General features: G+C 68.2%; 24 protein-coding genes. 7 read left to right on the top strand and 17 right to left on the bottom strand.

Annotated features, from left to right (window positions below; translation table 11 throughout):
* The first annotated feature begins 134 nt into the window (after positions 1-134).
* Positions 135-623 carry an ECF transporter S component gene (locus APAU_RS04685; protein WP_006300545.1) on the top strand — a complete coding sequence of 163 codons (489 nt, stop codon included), beginning with the start codon at positions 135-137 and terminating at the stop codon, positions 621-623.
* Here APAU_RS04685 and APAU_RS04680 read toward each other — a convergent pair.
* The 4 genes from APAU_RS04680 to APAU_RS04665 all read right to left on the bottom strand — a co-directional run bounded on the left by APAU_RS04680 (position 620) and on the right by APAU_RS04665 (position 4,778).
* Positions 620-1,501: a DUF4392 domain-containing protein gene (locus APAU_RS04680; RefSeq protein WP_006300544.1), complete on the bottom strand. Its 882-nt coding sequence runs from the start codon at positions 1,499-1,501 to the stop codon at positions 620-622. The two genes, APAU_RS04685 and APAU_RS04680, sit on opposite strands and share 4 nt — an antisense overlap.
* 4 nt (positions 1,502-1,505) lie before the next feature.
* The gene (gene pfkA, locus APAU_RS04675; protein WP_006300543.1) at positions 1,506-2,465 is read right to left on the bottom strand and encodes a 6-phosphofructokinase; all 960 of its coding nucleotides are present in this window, start codon (positions 2,463-2,465) and stop codon (positions 1,506-1,508) included.
* Positions 2,466-2,535: 70 nt separating this feature from the next.
* Entirely contained in the window at positions 2,536-3,303 is a 768-nt protein-coding gene (locus APAU_RS04670) for a hypothetical protein (RefSeq protein ID WP_006300542.1), read from the bottom strand.
* Between the two features lie 128 nt (positions 3,304-3,431).
* Positions 3,432-4,778 carry a sodium-dependent transporter gene (locus APAU_RS04665; protein ID WP_006300541.1) on the bottom strand — a complete coding sequence of 449 codons (1,347 nt, stop codon included), beginning with the start codon at positions 4,776-4,778 and terminating at the stop codon, positions 3,432-3,434.
* Between the two features lie 377 nt (positions 4,779-5,155).
* Between APAU_RS04665 and APAU_RS04660 the strand changes: the two genes are divergently transcribed.
* From APAU_RS04660 to hypE, 3 genes are read left to right on the top strand one after another with little or no spacing between them, the layout of a single operon-like run.
* The gene (locus APAU_RS04660) at positions 5,156-5,383 is read left to right on the top strand and encodes a HypC/HybG/HupF family hydrogenase formation chaperone (RefSeq protein WP_006300540.1); all 228 of its coding nucleotides are present in this window, start codon (positions 5,156-5,158) and stop codon (positions 5,381-5,383) included.
* Positions 5,370-6,476, top strand: coding sequence for a hydrogenase formation protein HypD (gene hypD, locus APAU_RS04655; protein ID WP_006300538.1), 1,107 nt, complete (start codon positions 5,370-5,372; stop codon positions 6,474-6,476). The genes APAU_RS04660 and hypD overlap by 14 nt, the downstream gene beginning before the upstream one ends.
* A complete protein-coding gene (hypE, locus tag APAU_RS04650; RefSeq protein ID WP_006300537.1) occupies positions 6,464-7,450 on the top strand; it encodes a hydrogenase expression/formation protein HypE in 987 nt (328 codons plus the stop codon). Before hypD ends, hypE begins: the two co-directional genes overlap by 13 nt.
* An 86-nt stretch (positions 7,451-7,536) precedes the next feature.
* Here hypE and APAU_RS04645 read toward each other — a convergent pair whose 3' ends face one another.
* The 13 genes from APAU_RS04645 to APAU_RS04585 all read right to left on the bottom strand — a co-directional run bounded on the left by APAU_RS04645 (position 7,537) and on the right by APAU_RS04585 (position 21,965).
* The gene (locus APAU_RS04645; RefSeq protein WP_006300536.1) at positions 7,537-8,313 is read right to left on the bottom strand and encodes a TIGR00282 family metallophosphoesterase; all 777 of its coding nucleotides are present in this window, start codon (positions 8,311-8,313) and stop codon (positions 7,537-7,539) included.
* A gap of 7 nt (positions 8,314-8,320) precedes the next feature.
* Positions 8,321-9,850: a ribonuclease Y gene (gene rny, locus APAU_RS04640; protein WP_006300535.1), complete on the bottom strand. Its 1,530-nt coding sequence runs from the start codon at positions 9,848-9,850 to the stop codon at positions 8,321-8,323.
* A 133-nt stretch (positions 9,851-9,983) separates the two neighbouring features.
* Entirely contained in the window at positions 9,984-12,044 is a 2,061-nt protein-coding gene (recG, locus tag APAU_RS04635) for an ATP-dependent DNA helicase RecG (protein ID WP_006300534.1), read from the bottom strand.
* Positions 12,041-12,586: a DivIVA domain-containing protein gene (locus APAU_RS04630; protein WP_006300533.1), complete on the bottom strand. Its 546-nt coding sequence runs from the start codon at positions 12,584-12,586 to the stop codon at positions 12,041-12,043. Before APAU_RS04630 ends, recG begins: the two co-directional genes overlap by 4 nt.
* On the bottom strand, positions 12,583-12,978 hold the full coding sequence (gene sepF / locus APAU_RS04625; RefSeq protein WP_006300532.1) for a cell division protein SepF: 396 nt from the start codon (positions 12,976-12,978) through the stop codon (positions 12,583-12,585). Before sepF ends, APAU_RS04630 begins: the two co-directional genes overlap by 4 nt.
* Before the next feature lie 10 nt (positions 12,979-12,988).
* Positions 12,989-13,687: a YggS family pyridoxal phosphate-dependent enzyme gene (locus APAU_RS04620; protein ID WP_006300531.1), complete on the bottom strand. Its 699-nt coding sequence runs from the start codon at positions 13,685-13,687 to the stop codon at positions 12,989-12,991.
* Positions 13,684-14,625, bottom strand: a complete 942-nt coding sequence (locus APAU_RS04615; RefSeq protein ID WP_006300530.1) for an efflux RND transporter periplasmic adaptor subunit — start codon at positions 14,623-14,625, stop codon at positions 13,684-13,686. The genes APAU_RS04620 and APAU_RS04615 overlap by 4 nt, the downstream gene beginning before the upstream one ends.
* Positions 14,626-14,662: 37 nt before the next feature.
* Positions 14,663-17,950, bottom strand: a complete 3,288-nt coding sequence (locus APAU_RS04610; RefSeq protein WP_006300529.1) for a ribonucleotide reductase N-terminal alpha domain-containing protein — start codon at positions 17,948-17,950, stop codon at positions 14,663-14,665.
* Positions 17,947-18,633, bottom strand: a complete 687-nt coding sequence (locus APAU_RS04605) for an HAD family hydrolase (RefSeq protein WP_232207766.1) — start codon at positions 18,631-18,633, stop codon at positions 17,947-17,949. The genes APAU_RS04610 and APAU_RS04605 overlap by 4 nt, the downstream gene beginning before the upstream one ends.
* The gene (locus APAU_RS04600; RefSeq protein WP_006300527.1) at positions 18,617-19,813 is read right to left on the bottom strand and encodes a class I SAM-dependent rRNA methyltransferase; all 1,197 of its coding nucleotides are present in this window, start codon (positions 19,811-19,813) and stop codon (positions 18,617-18,619) included. The genes APAU_RS04605 and APAU_RS04600 overlap by 17 nt, the downstream gene beginning before the upstream one ends.
* The gene (folE2, locus tag APAU_RS04595) at positions 19,810-20,601 is read right to left on the bottom strand and encodes a GTP cyclohydrolase FolE2 (protein WP_006300526.1); all 792 of its coding nucleotides are present in this window, start codon (positions 20,599-20,601) and stop codon (positions 19,810-19,812) included. The genes APAU_RS04600 and folE2 overlap by 4 nt, the downstream gene beginning before the upstream one ends.
* Positions 20,598-20,963 (bottom strand): 6-carboxytetrahydropterin synthase QueD, encoded by a 366-nt coding sequence (gene queD, locus APAU_RS04590; protein ID WP_006300525.1) that lies wholly within the window; start codon positions 20,961-20,963, stop codon positions 20,598-20,600. The genes folE2 and queD overlap by 4 nt, the downstream gene beginning before the upstream one ends.
* Positions 20,964-21,038: 75 nt before the next feature.
* Positions 21,039-21,965, bottom strand: a complete 927-nt coding sequence (locus tag APAU_RS04585; protein ID WP_006300524.1) for a DUF72 domain-containing protein — start codon at positions 21,963-21,965, stop codon at positions 21,039-21,041.
* A 52-nt stretch (positions 21,966-22,017) separates the two neighbouring features.
* Here APAU_RS04585 and APAU_RS04580 point away from each other — a divergent pair, with 52 nt between their 5' ends.
* The 3 genes from APAU_RS04580 to APAU_RS04570 are packed head-to-tail and all read left to right on the top strand — an operon-like array spanning position 22,018 to position 24,420.
* Positions 22,018-22,944: a dihydrodipicolinate synthase family protein gene (locus APAU_RS04580; protein WP_232207765.1), complete on the top strand. Its 927-nt coding sequence runs from the start codon at positions 22,018-22,020 to the stop codon at positions 22,942-22,944.
* Positions 22,941-23,492 (top strand): flavodoxin family protein, encoded by a 552-nt coding sequence (locus APAU_RS04575; RefSeq protein ID WP_006300522.1) that lies wholly within the window; start codon positions 22,941-22,943, stop codon positions 23,490-23,492. Before APAU_RS04580 ends, APAU_RS04575 begins: the two co-directional genes overlap by 4 nt.
* A 7-nt stretch (positions 23,493-23,499) precedes the next feature.
* Positions 23,500-24,420 (top strand): RpnC/YadD family protein, encoded by a 921-nt coding sequence (locus APAU_RS04570; RefSeq protein ID WP_006300521.1) that lies wholly within the window; start codon positions 23,500-23,502, stop codon positions 24,418-24,420.
* The last annotated feature ends 175 nt before the right edge of the window (positions 24,421-24,595 follow it).

Here is a 24,595-nt window from a genome sequence, read left to right as displayed (position 1 = left end):
ACGAACCGCCCATGGGACCAGTTCCCCGTACCATGCGGGACGATCTGGACCTAGCTGGGTTCCCGGGGATGGGGCACAATCCGTACAAACCGAAGTCCCTCCCCCCGAGGGGGACTTCGCAAGGAGGAATCGCCATGAACCCACTGAAGACCTCCCCCCGCGCCCTCGCTCTCGGCGCCCTCTTCGCCGCCCTCGTCACGGGGGCGACCATGCTGTCCATTCCGGTCCCCGGGTTCCGGCTCTACTTCAACCTGGGGGAGGGGATCCTCTACACCGTGGCGCTCCTCTTCGGCCCCCGGTACGGCGCGGTCGCCGGAAGCCTGGGCGCGGCCCTGGGAGACATCCTCCTCGGCTACCCCCAATGGGCCCCCTTCTCGCTGGTCATCAAGGGCCTGGAGGGATTCGTGGTGGGCTTCCTGGCCCGCCGGGCGCCCCGCTGGATCGCCCTGGCGGCGGGAGCTCTGGTCATGATGGGAGGCTACACGTCCGCGGCGGCGACCCTCTACGGTCCAGCGGCGGCTCCCCTGGAAGCCCTCACGGACCTGATCCAGACGGGCATCGGCGCCGCCCTCGCCTGGATCCTGGTCCCCTTTCTGGAAAAACACCTCCGAAAGTCGCGCTAGCCCCTCGGCCCTCGGGTCAGAGCCCGCAGCTCCCGCACCAGAGCCACCTGATCGTCCATCCCGAACCCATCCACGGAGAGGGCCGGGGTGCGGGTCGTTCCGTCCACCCCCCCGGCTCTTTTCATGGCGTGAAGCATCTCCCGCTCCTCCTCCGGGGTGTGCAGCAGATCCGCTCCCGAAGAGGCTTCCAGGGCTGCCGTCAGAGCGTAGCCTCCCCAGTTGGAGACATCCACGGGAATCGGCACGTCCGAAGGGATGCAGGAAAGAGCCGAAGCGAAATCTCCCACCAGAGAGCCCAACCTCTCCCGCAGAGGGCCCATGCCCGCCTCGTTGCCCCCGTCCCCCACCGCCGCCACGGGAATCCCCCGAGACGGCGCATCCAGAGCCCACAGGTCCAGGGGAGCCACCCAGGGGGAGACGTCCTGCCCCCTCATGTTCCGGCAGACCCCCTCAGGAGTGCGCCCCAATCTCTCCAGGTAGACCAGCCCACCCGGAGCCTCCCTTCTCAGGAACGCCCGCAGGTCCTCCTCGGGGACGTCGAAGGGAAAGCCCCGGAACCGATCCGGGGGAAGCCCCAGGACCGCCCCGGTCTCCCGAAGGACCCCCAGACAGGCGTCGTCGGAGAACACCCGGACAGAGGTTCCCAGACGCGACAGGGCGCGGGCAAGGACGCAGGCCCCGGGAGGACCGTCGGTCTCCGCGGCCTGGGCCTCGGGCACGAAGAACCCCGTGACGATCCAGAGGGAAGGGCGGGACAGGACCTCCAGCGCCTCCTCCCAGCAGCGAGGATCATGGAGCAGGGAGGCGCTGCGGCCCGGACGATCGGAGGCCGTCAGGGTCGCCAGGGCTTCGGGCAGCGCATCGGGAAGGCGAGCCATGGGGTCAGATGCTCAGGGCCTCGACCAGGGCCATCATCTCGTGGTTCAGGGGCTTCTTGGACTCCCAGGCCGTGGGCAGGGGACAGGAGGTGAGCTGCTGGTTCACGTACCCCACCATGAAGCCCCGCTGCCCCTCCAGAAGCATCTCCACCGCCGAAGCCCCCATGCGGGAGGCCAACACGGCGTCGAAGGACGAGGGGCTCCCCCCTCGCTGCACATGCCCCAGGACGGTGATGCGGGCCTCGTAGCCCCCCGTGTCCTTGAGCCGGGAGGCCAACTGGTTGGCGGACATGACCCCCTCCGCCAGGATGATCATGGAATGGGTCTTCCCCCGCTGTTTGGCGTAGTGGAGTTTTTCGCAGAGGTGCTCCAGGTGGAAGGGCACCTCCGGCACCAGGACGCACTCCGCCCCGGAGGCCACCGCCACCTCCAGGGCCAGAAACCCGGCGGATCGCCCCATGACCTCCACGATGAACAGGCGATCATGGCTGGAGGCGGTGTCCCGAAGCTTCTCCACCGACTGGAGGGCGGTGTTGCAGGCCGTGTCGAAGCCGATGGTGGAGTCCGTCCCGGCAATGTCGTTGTCGATGGTGCCGGGAATCCCCGCCACGGGGAACCCCTGCTCGTGGAGGGCCCAGGCCCCCCGGAAGGAACCGTCCCCCCCCACCACCACGAGGCCGTCGATGTCGTATTCCCGAAGGCGCGAAATGGCCTCGTTGATCCCCTCGGGGCGCCGGAAACGATCGCTTCTGGCGGTGCGGAGCATGGTGCCCCCCCGGTGGATGATCCCCCCCACGGAACTCTTGGTCAGGGGGACGCCGTCCCCGTCCAGCAGACCCTCGTACCCCCTGCGGAATCCGATCACGTCCAGGCCCCGGTAGATGGCGGACCGGGTCACCGCCCGGATAGCGGCGTTCATCCCCGGGGAATCCCCCCCGCTGGTCAACACGGCAATGCGCTTCATGGGCGCCCTCCCCCCAAACCGGACCGTGACAAGCGCGGGACTCGGACCACCGAGATCCCGCGCTCGTTGCCTACTTCGACAGCTCGTCCATCCTCTTGCGGATCGTCTCCAGCTCCGACAGGGTGGCCGCCAACTGCCCCTCCAGGTCCTTCCTCTGCTGGGTCAGCTTTTCCATGCGCTTGATGAGACGGTCCAGCTCCAGGCGTTCCGCCGCCTTGCCTTTATAGAGCTTCTCGGGATGGTCGTTGGCCACATCCCAGACGAAGTCGATCTTCTTGTTGTCCGTGATGGGGCTCACGCCCCCGTTGATCTGCAGGCGGACGCTCTTGACCCCCGTCAGGAGGGACTTGCCCGTCTTGTCGTCGTAGCGCTTGAAGAAGAGCATCCCGTCCCGCTTGCCCTGGAGCTTGAAGTTGAACCGGGGATCGTACTCCACGGGTTTGTAGCTCTTCCCGCCGATCCACAGCACCACCTGCTCGTCGAAGGGGGCCATGTGCATGGAAGGGCCGCGGTTGTCGAACTCCAGGCGGACGGCGATCATCTCGTCCAGGCGAAGGCCTTTGAGGAAGGTGTACTTGTAGGTCTCCAGCTCGCTCCCCGTCCAGAGGTTCTTTTCCGCCTCCGCCTGTACCTGGGCCTCCACGTACTCCCCGGCGAAGTAGGTGGCCGTCACGTCCAGCTTGCCGTCCAGATCGTTCTTGAAGGCCTGGGTTCGGGACCAGCGCGCCAGAATGGGGGACACGTCCAGGGCCGCGGCGACCCCCGCCGCCAGAAGAATCCCCAACAGGGCCAGCGCCACGGGACGCCCCCAACGGAGTGAAACCTTTGCAGAACGCATGGCGTTCCTCCTCTCGAAAAAACTGGGAACATCTTACCACAGCGCCTTCCAGGCTTCCTTCCGCCATCCCCACAAAAAGGCGGGGGGCCGGCTTGCGCCGACCCCCCGCCGCCTGTCGGGAATGGGGTCTACCACTTCAGCCCCTTGACGAAGATCCAGGCGATGGCAAGGGGAGCCACCACCCGGCACACCCAGATCCAAGCGACCTCCAGAGCAAAGGAATGAGACCCCTGGTTGGTGACCTCCTTACGGGCACTGTCCAACCAGACCCAACCCGCAAAGAGGGAGATGAAGATCCCCCCCAGGGGAAGGAGCACGTTGGAGGAGAAAAAGTCCACCGCGTCCAGGAAGTCCTTCCCGGCGATCTTGGGGAAATGCCCCCCCAGGGAAAGGGCCGAGGGCACCCCCAGGACGAAGATCACCAGACCCAGGACCCAGGAGGCCTTGGCGCGGCTCCAGCCCAGCTCGTCTTTGAAGTAGGCCACACAGACCTCCAGCAGGGAGATGGAGGAGGTGATGGCGGCGAAGAACAGGAGCAGGAAGAACAGGAAGGAGAACACAGCACCCATGGGCATCTTGGCGAACACCGAGGGCAAGGTGATGAAGGTGAGCCCCGGCCCTGAGGCGGGCTCCATGCCGAAGGCAAACACCGCCGGGAAGATGGCCAGTCCGGACAGGAAGGCCGCGGAGGTGTCCAGGCTCACCACGGTGATGGCTGCGGAGGGCAGCACTTCTTTCTTGCTCAGGTAACTGCCGTAGGTGATCATGCAGCCCATGCCCAGGGAGAGGGAAAAGAAACCCTGCCCCAGGGCTGCCAGGACGGTACCCCCCGTGACCTTGGAAAAGTCCGGCTTCAGGTAGAACTCCAGTCCCTTACCGGCCCCGTCCAGGGTCACCGCCCGGGCGATAAGGATCAGCAGGATGATGAAGAGGGCAGGCATCATGAGCTTGCAGTACTTCTCGATGCCCCCTCCGATGCCCCGGTAGACAATCCAGATGGTCGCAAACATGAAAAGGGCCTGGTAGGCCACCACCTGCCCAGGATTGGAGACGAAGGCTCCAAAGAGGTCCCCCGCCTTGCCTGCGGCTGCGGCCTCCAGGAATCCGGGGGTGAAGGACTTGATCATGTAGGCGATGGTCCAACCCGCCACCACTCCGTAGAAGGAGAGGATCAGAAAGCCCGCGATGACCCCCATCCAACCCACCAGGGGCCAGGCGCCTCCCTTGAGTTTTTTGAAGGCCCCCACCGCATTGAGTCCTGCGGACCGTCCGATGGCCATCTCCGCCAACATCACCGCCACTCCGATGGAAAGAACCAAAAGAAGATAGATGACGACAAAGGCACCCCCGCCGTTCATGCCAGCCAGGTAGGGAAAACGCCAGATATTGCCCAGGCCGATGGCGGAACCCGCCGCGGCCATGATGAATCCGAACCTGCTACCCCACTGTTCCCGATCCGCGCCGTTCTCGCTCACCCTGGGTTCACTCCTTTTTCCCATCACCTCGGGGAGCATCCCGGCAGCATCCCGCCGGTGTCCCCATGAACCGCCCGATTTCCCGCAATGCCCACTGCCGCAAGGTTACCTCGCATTCAATACCCAGGCCCATGGGGGCACGACCACCTCCCTTCCTCACCCGCGCCGAGGTTTCCTTTTCCCCGGCGAAAGCACACACAAAACCACCAAAAGCGAAAAATTACCGGAATCATACCATTGTCATGCCGCCTCCTGTCAAGGGAAACCGTCTCGGGGCCGCTTGCCTCCCTGCCCCTCCCCGGTACAATGGGGAACGCCCGGGGGGACATGCCCCGGAGCCTGCCTTCATCCCCGGCATAAGGAAAGGAACGACCCCCATGTGCCTTGCGGTACCCCATGAACTGACGGAGCTGTTGCCGGACCATCGGGCCCGAGCCACGGCGGGAACCGCCCAGGTGACGATCCGTACGGACCTGCTTTCGGAGCCTCGGGTGGGAGACGTGGTGCTGGTCCACGGTGGCTTCGCCATCGAGCGGGTCCACCAGGAGGACCAGGAGGAGCTGGCTTCCCTCTGGGAAGAGGTGCACCGCCTTGCGGGACGCTGAACCCTCCCTCCGGGAACGGGGCGCGCTGCTGCGCGCCGCCCTGGAGAACCTGGTGGGGGAGACTCCTCTGCGGTTCATGGAGGTCTGCGGCACCCACACCATGGCCCTGTACAGGACGGGCCTCCGAGCCCTCCTGCCTTGGAAGCTGGAGCTGGTTTCCGGCCCCGGCTGTCCCGTGTGCGTCACCCCCCAGGAGGACCTGGATCAGGCCATCGCCCTGGCTTCCAGGCCCGAAGTCACCCTGGCCACCTTCGGAGACCTGGTGCGGGTGCCCGGATCCGTGGGCTCCCTGGCCCAGGCCAGAGCCGGGGGAGCGGACGTTCGGGTGGTGACGGGAGCGTCGGAGGCCCTTGACCTGGCCCGGCATCTGCCCCAGCGACGGGTGGTCTTCCTAGCGGTGGGGTTCGAGACCACCGCCCCAGGCACTGCAGCGGTCCTGGAGGAGGCCCGGGGGGAGGACGTGCCGAATTTCCTGGTGCTGAACCTCCACAAGACCGTCCCTCCCGCCCTGGAAGCCCTGGCAGCGGCCCCGGACATCGCCCTGGACGGCTTCCTGCTGCCCGGTCACGTCTGCTCGGTCCTGGGGGTGGAACCCTTCCGCTTCCTTCCTCAAGCCCACGGCCTGGCCTGCTGCGCCGCAGGTTTCGAGGCGGAGGACCTGCTGCTGGCCCTGGTGGACTTGGCCCGACAGGCCCGAAAGGGACATCCGGAGGTCACCTCCGCCTACCCGAGGGGGGTTCGCCCGGGGGGCAACCCTCGGGCCCGCGCCCTCCTGGAGCGGGTCTTCCGGCCCTGCGACGCCTCCTGGCGGGGGCTGGGGGTACTGCCTCGATCCGGCCTCGCCCTCCGGGACCCCTTCCGGCGTTTCGACGCCCGGGAATCCTTGGAACTGCCCCTCCCCGCCCCTGCCCCCCCGAACGGGTGCCGGTGCGGCGACGTCCTCGCCGGGAGGCTGGCCCCGAGGGGGTGCCCCCTCTTCGGGGGGACCTGCACTCCCCGAACCCCCCAGGGCCCCTGCATGGTGAGCTCGGAGGGAAGCTGCGCCGCCGCGTACCGATACGGCGGGAAGGAGGTCACGACGTGGAACGTCTGAATCTGGGACAGGGCAGCGGGGGACGGGAAACCCAAGAGCTGGTTCGGCGCCTCCTGGCTCCCTTCGGCGACGGGACCCCGGAATGGGAGGACTGCGCCCTCCTCCCCGGGGGATGGGGGGTCACCACCGACGGCTTCACCGTCTCCCCCCTGACGTTTCCCGGGGGCGACCTGGGCAAGCTCTGCGTTTGCGGCAGCGCCAACGACCTGGCGGTGCGGGGGGTGCGCCCGGAGTTCCTCACCCTCTCGGTGATCGCCGAGGAGGGACTACCGGAGGAAGTGCTGGTCCGGCACATGGGTAGCGCCGCCCGAACCTGTGCCCTCGGGGGGCTCGCCCTGGTGGCGGGGGACACCAAAGTGGTCCCCCGGGGACAGGCGGACGGGCTCTTCCTGGTGACCACCGCCCTGGGGAGGACGGTCCGTCCCGAAGCGCCCCTGGGGATGGGAAACCTCCGACCGGGGGACGCCCTGATCCTCACGGGCCCCCCGGGGTTGCACGGCGCCACCATCGCGGCCTGCCGGTACGAGATGGACGTCCCGGGGCTTCAGAGCGACTGCGCCCTCCTCTGGCCCCTCCTGGAACCCCTGAACGGGCTTTCGGGGCTTCGCTGCATGAGGGACTGCACCAGGGGCGGGGTGGCGGCGGTGCTCTGCGAGTGGGCGGAGGGAACCGGGACGGGCCTCCTGGTGGAAGAGAACTCCCTGCCAGCAGACCCGGGAGTGCTCTCCGTGGCGGACCTTCTGGGCTTCGACCCCTTGGCCCTGGCCTGCGAGGGGACCGCCCTGATCGGGGTTGCCCCGGAAGAGGCGGATCGGGCGCTGGAGCTGCTGCGCCGCCACCCTCTGGGTGCCCGAGCCGCCCGGGTGGGAACGGTGGAGACGGAGCACCCGGGATGGGTGGGGTTGCATACCCCCATCGGGGGGGTGCGCCTCCTGGACATGCCCACAGGGGAGCTTCTGCCCCGAATCTGCTGACCCCCCGTCGAACCCGCAGAAAAAAAAGGAGAGGAGCTCGGGGATGGACCCCGGGCTCCTCTCGTCTTGTCACGTTTCGGGGGGCGTTACTCCGGTCGCAGGTTCAGGCGCTCGATGGAGAGCGCCCGCCCCGTCTCGTCGTCCAGTTCTAGCACCACGGCGCAAAGCCGCAGATCGTCCTCGCAGACCTCGAACTTGTTCGGCACTCCCGTGAGCAGCTTGGGGATCACGGAAGCGTAGGTCATGCCGATGACCCCTCCGTGCCCTCCCGTCATGCCCACGTCGTTCAGGTAGGCCGTGCCCCCGGGAAGCACCTCTTCGTCCGCGGTCTGCACGTGGGTGTGGGTTCCCAGCACCGCAGAGACCCGCCCATCCAGGTACAGAGCCAAGGCCCGCTTTTCCGAGGTGGCCTCCGCATGGACGTCCACCAGGATGCAGGGCGCGTCGATCCCCCCCAGCCGTTCGTCGGCGGTGCGGAAGGGACAGTCGATGGGGGTCTGAAAGGCCCTCCCCTGGAGGTTCAGAACCCCCAGGCGACGCCCGTTTTTCTCGTAGACCCCCAGGCCCCGCCCCGGAACCCCCGGAGGGTAGTTGGCGGGACGCAAAAGACGCGGGTCCCGATCCAGCAGGGGCAGCGCCTCCTTCTTGTCGAAGGTGTGGTTTCCCCCGGTGACCACGTCCACCCCGCAGCGGAAGAGCTCCTCCGCCACCGGCGCGGTGAGGCCGAACCCCGCCGCCGCGTTCTCCCCGTTGGCCACCACGAAATCCAGAGGACCCCATTGGGAGCGGATCCGTCCCATCATGGAGGCCAGCAGCTTTCGGCCGGGGCGCCCCATGACGTCTCCCACGAAGAGAACGCGCATGACCGCCCTACTTCGCGTAGTCCACGGCCCGGGTCTCCCGGATGAGGGTGACCTTGATCTGACCGGGATACTTCATTTCCTGTTCGATCTTTCGGGCGATGTCGTAGGCCAGCTTCTGCATGGCCCCGTCGTCCGCCACCTGGGGCGCCACGGCCACGCGGATCTCCCGACCCGCCTGGATGGCGAAGGCCTTGCTGACCCCGCCGAACTCCTTGGCCAGGGACTCCAGCTTCTCCAGACGCTTCACGTAGGCCTCCAGGCTCTCCCGCCTGGCCCCGGGACGGGCGGCGCTCACCGCATCCGCCGCCGCCACCAGGACGGCGTAGATGGTGGTGGGCTCCTCGTCCTCGTGGTGCGCCGCGATGGCGTTCACGATGTCCGGGTTCTCCCCGTAGCGTTTCGCCAGGTCCGCCCCGATGCGGGCGTGGGGACCCTCCACCTGATGGTCCACCGCCTTACCGATGTCGTGGAGCAGTCCGGCCCGTTTCGCCATGGACTCTTCGAGACCCAACTCCGAAGCCATGATCCCCGCCAGGTGGGCCACCTCCAGGCTGTGGTTCAGGGCGTTCTGCCCGTAGCTGGAGCGGAACCGCAGCTGCCCGATGACCTTCACCAGTTCGGGGCTCATGGTCTTGATGCCCGTTTCAAGGAGGGCGTTCTCCCCTGCTTCGAGGATCTGCTCCTCCACGTCCCGCTGCGCCTTCTCGATGATCTCCTCGATCCGCGCCGGGTGGATGCGTCCGTCCGTCACCAGCCGTTCCAGGGAAAGCCTGGCCACCTCGCGGCGCACCGGGTCAAAGCTGCTGATGGTGACCGCCTCCGGGGTGTCGTCCACGATGAGGTCCACCCCCGTGAGGGTCTCGAAGGTGCGGATGTTCCGCCCCTCCCGGCCGATAATCCGGCCCTTCATCTCGTCGGTGGGCAGGTTCACCACGCTCACCGCCACCTCGGCGGTGTGCTCCACCCCGCAACGCTGGATGGCCGTGGCCACGATCTCCCGGGCCTTGCGGTCCCCTTCGCGACGGGCCTTTTCCTCCAATTCCTTGAGCCGCAGACCGATGAGGTGGTTCGCTTCCTCTTCCACCTGAGCCAACAGAAAGCCCTTGGCCTCTTCCCGGGTCATCTGGGCGATCTCCTCCAGACGCACCACCAGGGCCTGCTCCTTGCGCCCCAGTTCCGCCAGCTTTTCCTGAGCCTCGTCGTGACGGGCCCGAAGCTCGTCCTCCTTCTGGCCCAGGGCCTCCAGCTTGCGGTCCAGGTTCTCCTCCTTCTGCTCCAGACGGCGCTCCGCCCGCTGGAGTTCGTTGCGTCGCTCCTTCGTTTCCTTCTCCACTTCCTGGCGAAGCCGCAGGATCTCTTCCTTGGCCTCCGTGAGCATCTCCCTCTTGGAGCGTTCCGCGGACGCCGCCGCCTCCTTGAGGACCCGTTCCGCATCGCTCACGGCTCCCTCTTGACGCTTGGTCTCCCTATGTCGGAGAACCAGAAACCCAGCGAGCGCCCCCAGGGCGACGCCCGCCACCAACATCACAAAAGACATTTCGTTGTTCCCCCCTATTCCCTTGTCAAGGTGCGGATTACCCGCATTTCATCCTTTGGAGTCGTCGGACCGACGGTCCGACACGCCCATTTTACAGGATCGTGAACCGCTCCCTCAAGGGCAGCGGAGAACCTCACGCCCCCGCAAGGAGACGAAACACGTCGGGATACCGTTCCTCCAGACGTTTTCGGAAGAGGGGACAGGAATCCAAGGCCGGTTCCGCATCCACCCAGTCCTGGGCATCCTGTCGCGCCTGCTCCAGCAGCGCGGCGTCGACCCGAAGGTCCGCCACTTTGAAGCCCGAGTCTCCGTGTTGCCGCACCCCTCCCATTTCTCCGCCCCCCCGGAGGGCACAATCCGCCTCGGCGATCCGAAACCCGTCGCCGATCCTTTCCAGGATCCGTAGCCGTCGCAGGGAGTCTTCCTCCTCTGTGCCCGAAAGGAGGAGACAGACCCCCCGACTGCTGCCCCGCCCTACCCGACCTCGAAGCTGGTGCAGCTGGGAGAGGCCAAAACGCTCTCCGTGCTCCACCACCATCACCGTGGCCTCGGGCACGTCGATCCCCACCTCCAGCACCGTGGTGCCCACCAGCAGGCGGGACTCCCCGGAGCGAAAACGCTCCAGTGCCGCCGCCTTGGCCGCCCCGTCCAGCCGCCCGTGCACCACCTCGGGACAGGACTCCGGAAGGGCCCGGGCCAGGGCTTCCCGGCGCTGCATCGCCCCGGGAAGGCCCGTTCCCTCCGACTCCTCCACCAGGGGGCAGACCCAGAAGGCCCGCCCCCCACGGGCCAGCTCCTGCCGCAGGAAGGCCAGGACCCGCCGCAGGTCTTTCTGCCCCAGCACCCGGGTGACCACGGGGGACCTCCCCGGGGGGAGGTCCCGGAGGGCCAGGGAGGAAAGGTCCCCGAAGAGGGCAAGGCTCAGGGTCCGGGGAATGGGGGTAGCGGTCATGACCAGGAGGTGGGGCGACCGCCCCTTGGCCGCCAGGGCGGCTCTCTGGGCCACCCCGAAACGGTGCTGCTCGTCGATCACCGCCAGGCCTAAGCGGGAGAACCGCACCGAATCCTCCAGGAGGGCGTGGGTCCCCACTACCAGTCGAGGTTCCGGACGCTCCAGGGCCTCCGCCTGCTCCTCCCTCTCCCGGAGGGAGCGCCCCCCCAGGACCAGGTCCACCGGAAAAGGGGCCAGGGCGGGGAGCCTCCGGGCCACCTCCCAGACCTGTCGGGCCAGGATCTCCGTGGGGGCTAGGTAGGCTCCCTGGGCACCCCCACGAAGGACCAGGTGAAGGGCCCCCAGGGCCACCAGAGTCTTCCCGGACCCCACGTCTCCCTGGAGGAGACGGTTCATGGGATGCCGCCCCCCCAGGTCCGCCTCCAGTGCCCGGAGGGCCTCCCGTTGCCCCGGGGTGGGGTCGAAGGGCAAATCGGCCCAAAACCGTTCCGAAACTCCCTTTTCGCAGCGCAGTACCGGGGGGGGCAGGGAGGCGGCGGCCCGACGGCGCAAGGCAAAGGGGACCTGAAGTTCCAGAAGTTCCTGGTAGGCCAGGCGACGACGGGCCTCCCGCCACCGGACCTCGTCGTCCGGGGCGTGGAGCTGCCGCACCGCCTCCTTCAGGGGAAGGAGGCCCCGGCGGCGGATCAGGGACTCGGGCAGTTCCTCGGGGATCTGGGGGGCGCAGCGTTCCACCTGGGAAAGGAGGAAGGAACGGAGCCACCGGGGAGGGAGTCCCTCCGTGCCGGGGTAGACGGGCACGATGCGGCCCCACTCTTCCCCTTGGGGAACCGATCCCGTCCAGAACTCCGGGTTCACGCACACCAGGGCGTCCCCGAATCGGGCGGGCCGCCCCCAGAAGACCGCCTCCGTCCCCGGGGGAAGCTGGGCGGCCACCCCCGGCCGGTGGAACCAGAGCAGCCGCAGACACCCCGTGGGGTCCGAGAGAAGGCCCCGGACCCGGTGCTTGCCCTGAGAGCGCTGGGAAGAAAGTTCCCCCACCCGTCCCCGGAAAAGGGCGGGCCTGCCCTCCTGAAGCTCCTCCAGGGGAGTGAGACGACGTCGATCCTCGTACCGCCTAGGGAAAAGAAACAGGGCGTCCCGGAGGGTACGGACGCCCAGACGACTCAACCCCGCCTCCCGGCGAGGACCCACCCCGGGAAGGCGGCTGACGGGAAGCTCCGGGTCGAAGGGTTCCCTCACGGCTCCTCCTCGGGAACGGTGAGTGCCGCCACCGCCTGGGGAGCGCGATCCCGGGAGATCTCCCGGGGCTCGTCCTCCTCCGGGATGGGCGCGGGGGCCTGGTGCCCCAGGAGGGAATCGAACTTCAGGAGCAGGGCCTTGAACTCCGCCACGTACTGGGAGCGTACCTGACGAAGACGCCCCATCTCCCGGCGCATCTCCGCCACCTGCCCCTCCGCCTCCTGCAGGAGGCGCTCCGACTTGGCCTGAGCCTCCGCCAGGATCGCGTCGGCCTGGGCCGTGGCGGAGCGGACCCGCTCCTCCGCGCTGCGCTGAGCCAGGATCAGGGCCTCCTGCAGGGATTCCTTCAGCCCGCGATACTCCTTGAGCTGGTCCTCCGCCACCTGCACTGATCGCTCCAGGTCCTTGGCCTTCTGGATGTACCCCTGGAGACTCTCCGCCACCTGATCGAGGAACTCGTCCACCTCGCCGGGCTCGTAACCCCGAAACCCCTTCCGGAAGGACTGATTCACCACGTCCAGCGGACTCAGCAGCTCGCTCACTCTTCACCGACCTCCTCGTTCCCGTCCTCAGGGATCCAGGTCTCCACCCAACCCCGCCGAGGCGAGGCCAGGAAAAGCCCCGGAGCCGCGCGCACCACCGAGCCCCTCAGGGCAAAGGCCACCCCGCAGAGAAAATCCAGAAGACCCTGGCCGGACTCCCGGTCGAAGGACCGGAGATCCACCAGGACCATGCGCCCCTGGTGAAGCGCCCCGGCAAGCTCCTCCCGCATCTGTCGATCCGGGGAGGGACGGCAGAGCACCATGCGGGCCACGGCGGGGGCCTCCCGAAGCAGCCGGGCCCGTCGTTCCTCCCGGTCCTCCGTCTGGGGATCTCCCCCCGCCTCTTCCGGTTCCTCCGAAAGCCCCAGAAGCACCCCGATGCGGCGCAGCACGTCGCCCCTCCTAAACCGGAAGCCTCGGGCCGAACAGGGCCGTGCCCAGGCGAACCAGGGTGCTGCCCTCCTCCACGGCGATCTCGAAATCGTCGCTCATCCCCATGGAAAGGGTCGCCAGGGGAAGCCCCAGCTGCCGCCGCAGATCTCCGGCGATCCGCCCCAACAGGCGGAAGGCCCCCCGGATGGCCTCGGGATCGTCCACCAGAGGCCCCACCGCCAGAAGCCCCTCCAGACGGAGGCGGGAGCACCGGGAGACCACCGTCTCCGCCAAGGCCTCCGCACCCTCCGGGCTCACCCCGGACTTGGCCGCCTCCCCGGAGACGTTCACCTCCAGCAGCACCGGGACCCCCGTGCGCTGCCCTTCCTCCAGGACCCTCTCCATGGACACCGCCAGCTCCTGACTGTCCACGGTGTGGATGGCATCGAAGACCTCCAGGGCCTTGCGAACCTTGTTGCGCTGCAGATGCCCCACCAGACACCAGGGGACGGTCACGCCGGGGCAGTTCTCCCGCTTCCCCTGGGCTTCCTGCACCCGGTTCTCGGCGATCCAGTCCACCCCGCAGGCCGCCGCCTGGAGCACCGCCTCTGCGGGGTGGCGTTTCGTCACCGCCGCCAGGCGGATCTCCGACGGATCTCGCCCCGCTCGCAGCGCCGCCCGGGCAATCCGTTCCCGGACCCTCTCCACGTTCTCCCGAACCGAGGTCACCACAGTTGAACCCTTCCTTCCCGGGCGTGGGCCCCCTCCACGATCACCGCATCCCCCAAGGAGAGCCCCTGGTTCACCAGAAACCGTCCGCCCCCGATGGGTTTGCCCTCCACCTTCTGGAACACCGCCTGGGCCCCCCGGACCGAGAAGACCCCCCGGCGGCCCTGTCGGGTGGTGAGGGCCGTCTCGGGCACCGCCACCCCTTCCATCTGCCCGGCCTCCACCTGCAGGACGATGCCCCGGCTCCGCACCAGATCCGGGGTGATCCAGGGCAGCCCCAGGTAGAGTTTCGACCGTGCCCCGAGGTTTTCGTAGACCCGGACCTCCCCCATCGACCCCGTGTCGTCGGGGTCCCTTCGGATGGCCAGACGACGGTCCTCCAGTCCCTTGGGGATGGTCCCCACCAGGTCCAGGTATCCCAGCAGGCGGATCTCCTGGGGTTGAAGCACCACCTTCCCCAGGGGAGCCCGCCCCTTCAGGGTCTGGCCGTCTCGAAACCAGCGCACCGGAGGCGCGGGGGGAAGTTCGTCCTGCCCCGGCCAGAGGAGGGGGTAGCGCCAGCGTCCCTCCTTGCCGTCCACCGCGGCGAGGAAGATCCCCTGAGAGGGAGCCCGCACCGCCACCCCGTTCACCGTGGCCACCACCGCGCCCCGGGCGACCTTCACGGGCCCCGCGGATAGAGGATAGCGCACCACGCCGGTTCCCGGAGCTACCAGCACCGTCTCGTTCCACAGGAGAACCCCCTTGAGGGGCACCAGGTCCCGGTGCACCCAGGGGACCACCCAGGCGATCTCCGGGTTCATCTCCCGGTAGTGGCGCATGTAGGCCCCGTAGGCCCAGATCCAGCCCGCCACGATGAGAAGCACCGTCGTCCCGTAGACCACCGCCCGCCCCGCAGAGAAGAGGCTCCCGGGGCGACGCCGAAGCCGAGGGGTCATCCTCCCACCTTCTCTCCTCGGGGGAAGCGGCCCGGGCTTACAGGCACTTGGAGTAATCGCAGGAGACACAGCGCAGACACCCCTCCGCATGGACCAGCGGGGCCCCGCAGGAGGGACACATGTCCCCGGAGGAAACCTCCACCGTCTCCCCCAGAACCCGTTCGATCCCCTGAGCGATGGCGTCGGGAAGGCTCAGGACCATCCCGTCCCCCTCGAAGACCGGCTGGCTGCCCCCGATGCCCTTGAGCTGCCCCACCACGTCCCGCACCGGGACCCCGCTCCGCAGGGCCAGGGAGACCAGCCGTCCCAGGGCCTCCGTGTGGGCCTGGGTGTCCCGGCCTGACTTGCCCAGGGTGGCGAAGAGCTCGAAGGGTTTCCCCTCCAGGCGGTTCAGGGTCAGGTACAGGTTCCCGAAACTGGTGCGCACCTTCACGGTGCTCCCCGTCAGGGCGGCGGGACGCCGCTTCGGCTTCGTCGGGACCCCGGGAGAGGGGACCTCCCCCGTGCCCTGGTAAAGCACCTGCGTCTCCTTGCACCGGTCCCGGTAGACCGTGATCCCCTTGCACCCCGTCTCGTGGGCCAGGAGAAACGCCCTCTCCACCTGATCCGCCCCCGCCTCGTGGGGCAGGTTCACCGTCTTGCTCACGCCGTTGTCCGTGTGGGCCTGGAAGGCCGCCTGGGTGCGCACGTGGTCCTCCAGGGACACCTCGTGAGCGGTGACGTAGGTCTGCTTCATCCACAGGGGAACATCCGTCCCCTCCAGGCTCCCGGACTCCAACACCCGGGCCAGGATGTCCTTCCCCGGTTCCCCCAGGATCGCCAGGTCCCGTTGGAACACGGGGTTCAGCAGCACCAGGGTGTCGCTCTCGAAGGCCCGGCGGCGCAGGGCCAGGGAGAAGGCCGGCTCGATGCCGCTGGAGCACCCCGCCAGGAGGGAGATGGTCCCCGTGGGGGCCAGGGTGGTCACGGTGGCGTTGCGCAGCCGCCGCCCCTGCCGCTGGTGCAGGCTCCCCTCCCAGGCGGGGAAGGCCCCCCGCTCCTCCCCCAGGGCCTCGCTGGCCTCGTGACCCACGGCGCGGATGAACCCCATCAGTTCCCCCGCCAGGACCAGGGACTCCGGGGAACCGTAGCGCAGCCGCCGCAGAAACAGCAGGTCCGCCCACCCCATGATGCCCAGACCGATCTTGCGGCTGGCCCGGGTCCGTTGGGCGATCTCCGGCAGGGGGTAGCAGTTGGCGTCGATGACGTCGTCCAGGAAGCGCACCGCGTGGCGCACCGTGCGGTCCAGCTTCTCCCAGTCCAGCTCCCCCGCCTCGTCGGCCATGCGCACCAGGTTGATGGATCCCAGGTTGCAGCTCTCGTAGGGGAGCAGGGGCTGTTCGCCGCAGTTGTGCACCAGAAAACCGTTGGCGTCGAAGGCATGACACCCCGGGACTCGGACGTCGAAGACCTCCGCGTCCCCCTCCGGCACCAGTTCTTCCACCGTAGCCAGAAAACGCTCCCGGTAGGGAAGGCGCCTTCGGCCCTCCAGCCGACGCCGGAGGGCCGATGCCTTCCGGGAATCTCCGAACCCCACGCGAAGCCAGAACAGGTCCAGATTCTCCCTGACGACCACCAGCTCGTGCTGGGGCTTCGTGGTATACTCCCGCACCCCGCCCCTGCCGTCGGGAAGACCCTTGGAACCCCCGCTTCTTCGGTTGCGGTAGATCCGGCTCCCGATACCCAAGCGAAGCAGAAGCCTCTGCACCCCCTCCAGGAGGGGCAGGTCGCTCTGCGACAGGCGCAGGGAAATCCCCTTGGCCAGGGTTCCCTGAACGGACCCGTCCGCGTCGAAAAGGCCCCGCAGAAAACCCTGGACAAAGGAGGAGGAGGTACGAGATTCCAGCTCCGGGGTGATGCCCTTCCTGCCCGGCCCCATCCCCAGATCCTCCGCGACCCTCCTCAACGCGGCGGTGGAGAGTCGATACTCCCCCCGTCCCTCCACGGCCATCCACCCCCGGAAATCCCGCCGGGCCCCCAGTCGGACGGCACAAGCCCGAGCCCTTTGCATGATCTGCCGGATCCCTTCCTGTGCCTGGGGATCCTCCTCCTTCGACCAGACGGACAGGACCGCCTTGTCTTTTTTGAGGGTCCCATCCCCCACCAGCAGTCCCAGGAGGTACCCCTCCCCCTCCCCATATTCCCCCGCCCAGCCCGGGAAAGACCGATGGTCGTTCACCAGGACCCGATCCCCTCTCTTGAGGTCCCCCGCAGGAGTCCAACGGGTCTTCAGGGAGGATCGGGAGCACCGAACCACCCGGCAGACCGGATGATCCCCGGTGAGGCGAAGGCTGTAGCCTTCCCGGGTGACGAGACGAAGCACCGGGCGCACCCCCGTGGGGAAAAAACCCTCTTCCTCCGTCCTCCAGACCCGCCCGTCCACCACCACGTTCAGGGGGAGCCCCGCAACCCGGCCCACCTGTCGAGGCCCCTGGTCCGTCAGGACCCAGGTATCCCCGGTCACGCAAGGGTTCGTGGAGCGGAGCCTTCCCAGGTGGGGGGTGGGGTTGTCCTCCTCGATCCGGTCCAGGAACACCAGCCCCGGGTCTCCGGTGCGCCAGGCGCTGTCCACCAGAAGGCGCCACAGCTCCCGGGCCGGAAGGGTCCGCACCGTCTCCCCCGTCCGGGGGTTCACCAGGTCCCAGGAACCGTCGTCTCGAACCGCCCGAAGGAACCGGTCCGTCACCCCCACGGAGATGTTGAAGTTCCCCAGCCGTCCCTGCTCGGTCTTGGCGCGGACGAAGTCCATCACGTCGGGGTGGGAGGCCTCCAGGATTCCCATGTTGGCCCCCCGGCGCATGCCTCCCTGCTTGATCACCTCGGTGGTCCGGTCGAAGAGTTCCAGAAAGGAAAGGGGACCCGAGGCCACTCCGGAGGTGCTGCGCACCCGGTCCCCCGCGGGACGGAGGTCGGAGAAGTCGAACCCCGTGCCGCCCCCGCTCTTGTGGACCAGGGCGGTGTGCTTCAGAGCGTCGAAGATCTCCTCCATGCTGTCCCCCACGGGGAGGACGAAGCAGGCGGAAAGCTGCCCCAGGGGGGTCCCGGCGTTCATCAGGGTGGGGCTGTTGGGCAGAAAATCCCCCCGGGCCATGAGGCCGTAGAAGACCTCCGCCCAAGCCTTCGGGTCCCCTCCGTGGGCGGCCTCCGGGGCCGCCACCGCCTCCGCCACCCGCACAAACAGCCCTTCCGGGGTCTCCGCGAGGTTGCCCGCTTCGTCCCGGCGCAGGTAGCGCTTTTCCAGAACCTTCAGGGCGTTCTCCCCCAGGTCGGGGACGGGACGGGTCATGATCCGACCCTCGGAACCTCCAGGGAGGCCAGCCCCAGGGCACCCTCCAATTCCCTCAGATCGTCCAGCACCAGCGACGCCCCCGCCGCCAGAAGACCCGCCCGATCGAAGGCCCCGGTGGTCATCCCCACCCCGAGAGTCCCCGCCGCCCTTGCCGTGGCCATGTCGATGTCCGTGTCCCCCACGTAGGCCGCCGCCTCCGGGGGAACCCCCAAGCGATCCAGGGCCAGCAGGACCGACTGGGGGTCCGGCTTGGGACGCTCCACATCCTCCAGCCCCACCACCACGTCCGCCAGGGGCACCAGACCCGTGGCCTCCACCGCCACCCGGGCGAACCGCCGGTTGGACACCACCCCGGTGCGGATGTCCCTTTCCCGCAGGGAGCGCAGGACGGAGACGGTCCCGGGGAAGGGCCGCAGCAGGGACTGCTCCACCCCCCGGAAGCGGGCACGGTACTCCTCCGTCCAGGCGGGGTCGTAACGCCCCCACAGCACCCGCCAGGCCTCCTCGATGGGCAGGCCTATGGTGGAGAGCACTTCCTCCCGGGTGAGGAGGCGAAGCCCCCGGGATTCCGCCAGACCGTTCATGCAGTGGGTGATGGCGTGGCTGGAATCCACCAGGGTCATGTCGAAATCGAAGAGAACCGCCCCCATGCCGCCTGGTACCTCATGCCTTCCGTTCATGGTCTACCCCCAAAAGGAAACCCTTCAAATAGTCCGACTCGGGCACCTGCCCCACCGCGGGGTGGTCCGCCGGCTGCCCCAGGGATCCGGCCACGCGGAAGACGGCCCGGGCGTCCCGGGCCGCGTCCTCCAGGGTGGACAGGAGCAGCTCCCGGGAAAAGGCGTGGCTGCAGGACCCGAAGAGCAGGGTCCCCCCGGGCTCCAGGAGCCGGAAGGCCCTAAGGGCCAGGTCCTTGTACCCCCGACGGGCCCCCTCCAGCTGCCCCCGGGAGGGGGAAAAGGGAGGCGGGTCCAGCACGGCGACGTCGAATCGGTCCCCTCGCCGCTCCAGCTCCCGCAGGGAGTCGAAGGCGTTGCCCCGCATCCACTCCATCCGATCCGGCAGGGCGTTGATCCCCCGGCCCCGGACCGCCAGGGCCACGGCCTCGTCGGACTGCTCCAGGGCCACCACCCGTTCCGCCCCCGCCGCCAGGGCGTGGAGGCCGAAGTGCCCCTGGTAGCTGAAGGCGTCCAGGACCCGCGCCCCCTCGAAACGCTCCAGGAGGGGACGGACCCAGTGGCGCACGTCCAGGTAGGCCCCGGTCTTCTGGCCTCCCATCAGGTCCACCCGCTGGCGCAGGGAGCCGATCCGAGCCTCCGCGGTGCCGTCGGCGGGAAGGGTCCCGGCGAGAAGCCGCACCTCCCGGACAAGCCCCTCCTTCTCCAGATGCTTTCCGTCGTTGCGCAGCACCACCCCCTCCAGGGGCAGCCGCTCCAGCAGGCACTCCACCAGGACCTTCGCCCGGATGGCCCAACCCGAAACCAGCATCTGCACCGAGGCGTGCCGCCCGTAGACGTCCACGATCAGCCCCGGCAGCCCGTCTCCCTCCCCGTGGACCCAGCGGAAGGCCTCCTCGTCGGGGCACCAGCGACGTCTCCAGGCCAGGGCCTCGTCCAGACGACGCCGCACCAGTTCCAGGGGGTCCGGGACTTCCTGGAAGGCCAGCACCCGCACGGCGATGGCCCCGGGCCCGAACCAGCCCCAGGCCAGGGGACGCCCCCGGTCGCACAGGGCCACCCAGTCCCCCGGGCGAGCCTCTCCGGTTCCCTTGGCCAGGTGCCCCCGGTAGACCCAGGGATGCCGGGCCGTCAGGCGTCGGACCCCCTCCGGGGCCAGAGAAAGGCGCACCGTACCGGTCATGGGGCCACCTCCGGGGACCGACGGTCCCTCTCCAGGCTGGCGAAGGCATCGTGGTTGTGGATGCTTTCGTGGCTCTTCACGGTGACGCGGTACCAGGGAATCCGAGGGTCCCCGTCCAGGGCGAGGGCCGCCTCCCGGGCCACGTCCTCCACGAATCGGGGGTTGTGATAGGCCTGCTCCGTGACGTGCTTTTCGTCCTCCCTCTTCAGAAGGCTGTACACGGGGCAGGAGGCACAGCGCTCCGCCAGGTCCGCAAGCTCCTCGATCCACACGATGGACGCCATGCGCACCGAAAGGGTCACGTGGGCCCGCTGGTTGTGGGCCCCCGCCTCGGAGATCTCCCGGGAGCAGGGGCACAGGGTCAGCACCGGGGCCCGCACGGTGGTCACCAGGTCGAACCGGTCCTCCTGCCGGGAGGCCCGGAAAACCACGTCGTACCGGGTCAGGCTCGCGGCGCCGCTTTGGGGGGCGTGGCGCTGGATGAAGTAGGGGAACCGGAACTCCACCTCCGCGCTCTGCGCCGCCAGGCGCTCCTGAAGCAGGGCCACCAGGGAGTCCATCCGGTGCACCGTCACCTGCCCCCCCATGGACTCCAGCACCTCCACGAAGCGGCTCATGTGGGTACCCCGGTAGTCCCGGGGGAGGGAGACCGCCATGGCGATGCGGGCCACGGTGCGTTGGACCTTGTGGTCCCGGTCCCGCACCTCGATGGGGTAGGAAAGGTCCGAGACCCCCACCCGGTCCAGGGGGATGTTCCGCAGATCCGGCTCGTTCTGCACGTCTCTCATGAAAGGTCCTCCCGGTAGAAGGTGACGGAGCTGTCGGCGGTCTCGAAGACCTCCACCGACGTCAGGCGGCAGTGGGGACGGTGCAGGGGAGCATCGAGACGCTGGAAGGCCCAGCGCGCCAGGTTCTCCGCCGTGGGCTGGGGCACCAGGTCGTTCAGGTAGGCATGGTCCACCTGGTCCAGGACCTGTTCCCGCACGATCCGCTTCAGTTCCACGAAGTCGAGGACCATCCCCTCTTCGTCCGGCGTCCCCTCCAGGGTCACCCCCAGACGGTAGGTGTGTCCGTGAAGGCGTTCGCACTTGCCGTGGTACGCCACCAGGTTATGGGCCGCATCAAAGGTGAAATCCCGCCGAAGGCGCATGGGCCGTCCTCCTCCAAGGTTCTGGGCTTTGCACAATCCCCGCCTCCTCGGCAAAAGGGGGCTTCCCCGATTCTATCATTCCCCGTCCAGCCCCAAGGTCCCCTGCTCCGGCCGGGGCGAGTCTCCCCCCAGGCCCAGAAGGGCCTTCATCCGACGTGCCCCCCGCACCGCCTGATCCCCCACGCAGTTGTTGAACATGAGGTAGACCCGAGGGATCTTGCCCCCTTGTCGCAGAGCCTCGTCCCTCCAGGGTCGCAGTTCCTCGTCCCGGTAGAGGTAGTCGAACCGGCGCTGCACCGAAGCCCCCCGTTCCTTCCACGCCGGGACGTTGCGACCGTGGAAGCGCACCAGCGTCCCCCAGTCGGCGCTTTCGGGCCACAGGGGAGGCACCGTCCAGGGAAGGTCCGGCTCGTCCACCCCCACGTAGGCCATGTTCTCCCCCCTCAGGACAGACAGAAGCTCTTCGTAGGCCCTTCCCTGGGTCCAGGACCGATGGCGCACCTCCACCGCCAGGGGCAGGGAACCGCTGTGTTCCCGAACCCGGCGCAGGTACGCCAGGTTCGCGGGACAGGGGCGAAAGGACGGGGGGAACTGGAAGAGCAGGTAGCCCAGCTTGCCCGTGGCCCGAAGAGGCTCCAGGGTCTCCAGAAAGACCTGGTAGAGCCGCCGGCGCGCCGGGGCTTCCAGGTCCTCCCGGTGCACCCGCCCCACGGCCCCGGGAGGACGGCCCCAGGCGGGCAGGGCTCGGGCGTCCACCCCGTGGAAGGTGAACAGGCCGAAGGCCTTCACGCCGAACCGGAACCCCGCGGGAGTCCGGGCGGACCAAAGGTAGGCGTTCTCCGGGCGGGGAAGGGCGTAGAAGGTGCTGTCCACCTCCACGGCGGAGAACTCCCCCGCCAGGTGGGCCAGCCGGGATGCCCCGTCCCGGGCGGAACGGGGATAGTAGTCGCTGGCGAGGAGGGTCCGGTCCGTCCAGGAGCAGATCCCCACCCGAAGATCCATGGCCCGCGCACCTCCTCCGAAAGAACGTCATGATACCCTCTTGCTGCTATAGTTGTACCATGAAAGGCAGGTGCTTCCCGTGGAATTGAAAGGCATCTACGCCCCCATTCCCACCCCCTTCACTTCGGACGGGTCCCTGGACCTCCCCTCCCTGCGCACCAATCTGGACGCCTGGACCCGCTCCCCCTTGGACGGGCTGGTGGTCTGCGGCTCCAACGGGGAACAACCCTTCCTGGAACCGGAGGAACGGGCCCTTCTGGTCCGAACCGTGCGGGACCGCTCGGGGAGCCGCTTTCCCCTGGTGGCGGGGGCCACCCAGCCCACCACCCGGGGCACCCTGGAGCTGGCGCGACGCCTGGCCGATGCGGGAGCGGACGCCCTGCTTCTGCTGCCCCCCCACTACTTCAAGGGAGACCCGGAGGGCATTCGAGACTACTTCGTGGACGTGGCGGACCACGCCCCCCTGCCCGTGGTGCTCTACAACATGCCCGCCAATACGGGGGTCAACCTGGGGACGGATCTGATCCTCTCCCTGGCGGAGCACCCCCGCATCCGGGGGATCAAGGACACGGGGGGGGACATCACCCAGCTCACCGTCCTCTGCGCCCGTCGCCCCGAGGGCTTTGCGGTGTTCTGCGGCTCGGGGAACTACTTCCTCCCCGCCCTGGCGGTGGGAGCCGACGGGGGAACCCTGGGGGTGGCGAACCTCTACCCGGGGGCCTGCGACGCCCTGCGGAGTGCCTTCCGGGAAGGGCGGATGAAGGAGGCCCGGGACCTCCAGCATAGGCTCCTGGAGGTGAGCGATGCCATCACGAGAAGGCACGGCGTACCGGGCCTGAAGGCCCTCATGGACCACAAGGGGCTTTACGGAGGACCCTGTCGTCCCCCCCTGCGACCGGCAAGCCCGGAAACGGTGAGGCGGATCCTGGAGGTGGACGGGAAGGCACATCTGGACGAATGGGAGGAATGGAGACGATGAAGACCCTGACGCTGCTGCTGGGAAGCCCCCGAAGGGGAGGAAACAGCGAACGCCTGGCGGAGGCTCTGGCCCAGGGAGCCGCCGAACGGGGCTACCAGGCCGAGAAGGTGCCCCTGGCGGAGATGACCCTGAAGGGCTGTACGGACTGTCGGCGCTGTTGGTCCAAGGGGTCCCCCTGCATCCTGGGGGACGACATGGATCGGGTATACGGGACCCTGGAACGAGGGGACCTGCTGGTTTTCGTCACCCCTCTCTACTTCTTCTCCTGGTCCACCCAGATCAAGCCCGTCTGGGACCGGCTCATCCCCTACGTGGGGAAGGACTCCCCGAAAAACCTGCGGGGCAAGGGGACACTGCTTCTGGCCACCGCCGGGGACGACGAACCGGAGGTCTTCGAGGGCCTGACGGCGTCCTTCCGCCTGGCCCGGGAGTACATGAAGTGGGAAGACCGAGGCTCCCTCCTGGCCCACGGGGTCTACGCCCGAGGGGACATCGAGAAGGGGGACTGGCTGAAGCGGGCCTCCATCCTGGGAAGCACCCTGCCCTAGATAAACCATGGCCCGGCAGGATCAGGCCTGGAAGAACGCCATCCAGGCCCTTTTCCCCCACGCCCTGGAGTTCTTCCTCCCCTCCCTGGAGGCTCACCGGGACCGGACCCGCCCCTTCGAGTTCCTGGAACAGGAGCTGCGGGCGGTCTCCCGGGGAGTCCGGCGCGGAGGTGTGGTGGACGCGCTGGTGAAGGTCCCCCTTCCGGAGGGGGAGGATTCGTGGCTGTTGCTCCACGTGGAGATCCAGGGCCGGGCCGCCTCGGGAGAGATCCCCTTCCCGGAACGCATGTTCTCCTACGCCGCCCGCATCTGGGATCGGTACCATCGCCGCATCACCGCCCTGGCGGTCCTCACGGAACCCGACGGGACTCGGGTCCCGGACCGGTTCGTCCTGGAGGCCTACGGCACGGAGCTGGCCTACCGATACAACCTTCGCCCTCTCGCCCGGGAAGACGAGGGAGCCCTCTTGGCCTCCACCAACCCCTTTGCCTTGGCGGTTTTGGCGGCAAAGAAAAGACCGGACCTGCGAACCGACGCCCAGCGGCGACAGTTCACCCTGGATCTGCTTCGACTGATGCGCTCCCGCAAAAGGCCCCAGGAGGAACGCTGGGCCCTGTGTCTCTTTCTGGAGGGGGTCCTCCCCCTGCGCAACTCGTCGGAGCAGGAGCTATACTGGAGGGAAGTCGAGAAGATGGAAGCAAAGGAGGAGGAGCCCATGCAGCAGATCAGCGTGGCCGAGAAGATCGCTCGGCGTCGAGGCAGACAAGAAGGCAAGCAAGAAGGAAGGCAAGAAGGAAGGTTGGATCACCAGCTCTTCCTCGTCCGTCGCTTGGCTTCCCGAGGGCATACACCGGAGGAGATCGGAGACCTGATGGACCTCTCCCCCGAAGCGGTGCGAGCCCTTCTGGAAACGCCCCCGAACCCCTGAGCCCCCGGTGCCCCGTCCCCTTAGGACGGGGCACCTTTGTCGGGTCCCTTCCACGCGATAGGGGCAAATCACCTGCAAGCAACGAGCCCATCGACCCCAAAACGCCATTTATCCCGTTTCCATACAGCAGTTTGCGACAAAAAACTTGCATGAGGTCGCCACCTGTGCTACAAAG

Source organism: Aminomonas paucivorans DSM 12260, from assembly GCF_000165795.1.
Taxonomy (GTDB): Bacteria; Synergistota; Synergistia; order Synergistales; family Synergistaceae; genus Aminomonas; species Aminomonas paucivorans.
The sequence above is the reverse complement of the archived record's forward strand: the minus strand, read 5'-3'. Positions and strand labels throughout refer to the sequence as shown.

Bases quoted from the DNA above. Each gene is read 5' to 3' on its own strand.
- APAU_RS04685 (WP_006300545.1), top strand. From the start codon at position 135: ATGAACCCACTGAAGACCTCCCCCCGCGCCCTCGCTCTCGGCGCCCTC.
- APAU_RS04680 (WP_006300544.1), bottom strand. From the start codon at position 1,501: ATGGCTCGCCTTCCCGATGCGCTGCCCGAAGCCCTGGCGACCCTGACG.
- pfkA (WP_006300543.1), bottom strand. From the start codon at position 2,465: ATGAAGCGCATTGCCGTGTTGACCAGCGGGGGGGATTCCCCGGGGATG.
- APAU_RS04670 (WP_006300542.1), bottom strand. From the start codon at position 3,303: ATGCGTTCTGCAAAGGTTTCACTCCGTTGGGGGCGTCCCGTGGCGCTG.
- APAU_RS04660 (WP_006300540.1), top strand. From the start codon at position 5,156: ATGTGCCTTGCGGTACCCCATGAACTGACGGAGCTGTTGCCGGACCAT.
- APAU_RS04645 (WP_006300536.1), bottom strand. From the start codon at position 8,313: ATGCGCGTTCTCTTCGTGGGAGACGTCATGGGGCGCCCCGGCCGAAAG.
- rny (WP_006300535.1), bottom strand. From the start codon at position 9,850: ATGTCTTTTGTGATGTTGGTGGCGGGCGTCGCCCTGGGGGCGCTCGCT.
- APAU_RS04615 (WP_006300530.1), bottom strand. From the start codon at position 14,625: ATGACCCCTCGGCTTCGGCGTCGCCCCGGGAGCCTCTTCTCTGCGGGG.
- APAU_RS04610 (WP_006300529.1), bottom strand. From the start codon at position 17,950: ATGACCCGTCCCGTCCCCGACCTGGGGGAGAACGCCCTGAAGGTTCTG.
- APAU_RS04605 (WP_232207766.1), bottom strand. From the start codon at position 18,633: ATGAACGGAAGGCATGAGGTACCAGGCGGCATGGGGGCGGTTCTCTTC.
- APAU_RS04600 (WP_006300527.1), bottom strand. From the start codon at position 19,813: ATGACCGGTACGGTGCGCCTTTCTCTGGCCCCGGAGGGGGTCCGACGC.
- folE2 (WP_006300526.1), bottom strand. From the start codon at position 20,601: ATGAGAGACGTGCAGAACGAGCCGGATCTGCGGAACATCCCCCTGGAC.
- queD (WP_006300525.1), bottom strand. From the start codon at position 20,963: ATGCGCCTTCGGCGGGATTTCACCTTTGATGCGGCCCATAACCTGGTG.
- APAU_RS04585 (WP_006300524.1), bottom strand. From the start codon at position 21,965: ATGGATCTTCGGGTGGGGATCTGCTCCTGGACGGACCGGACCCTCCTC.
- APAU_RS04575 (WP_006300522.1), top strand. From the start codon at position 22,941: ATGAAGACCCTGACGCTGCTGCTGGGAAGCCCCCGAAGGGGAGGAAAC.
- APAU_RS04570 (WP_006300521.1), top strand. From the start codon at position 23,500: ATGGCCCGGCAGGATCAGGCCTGGAAGAACGCCATCCAGGCCCTTTTC.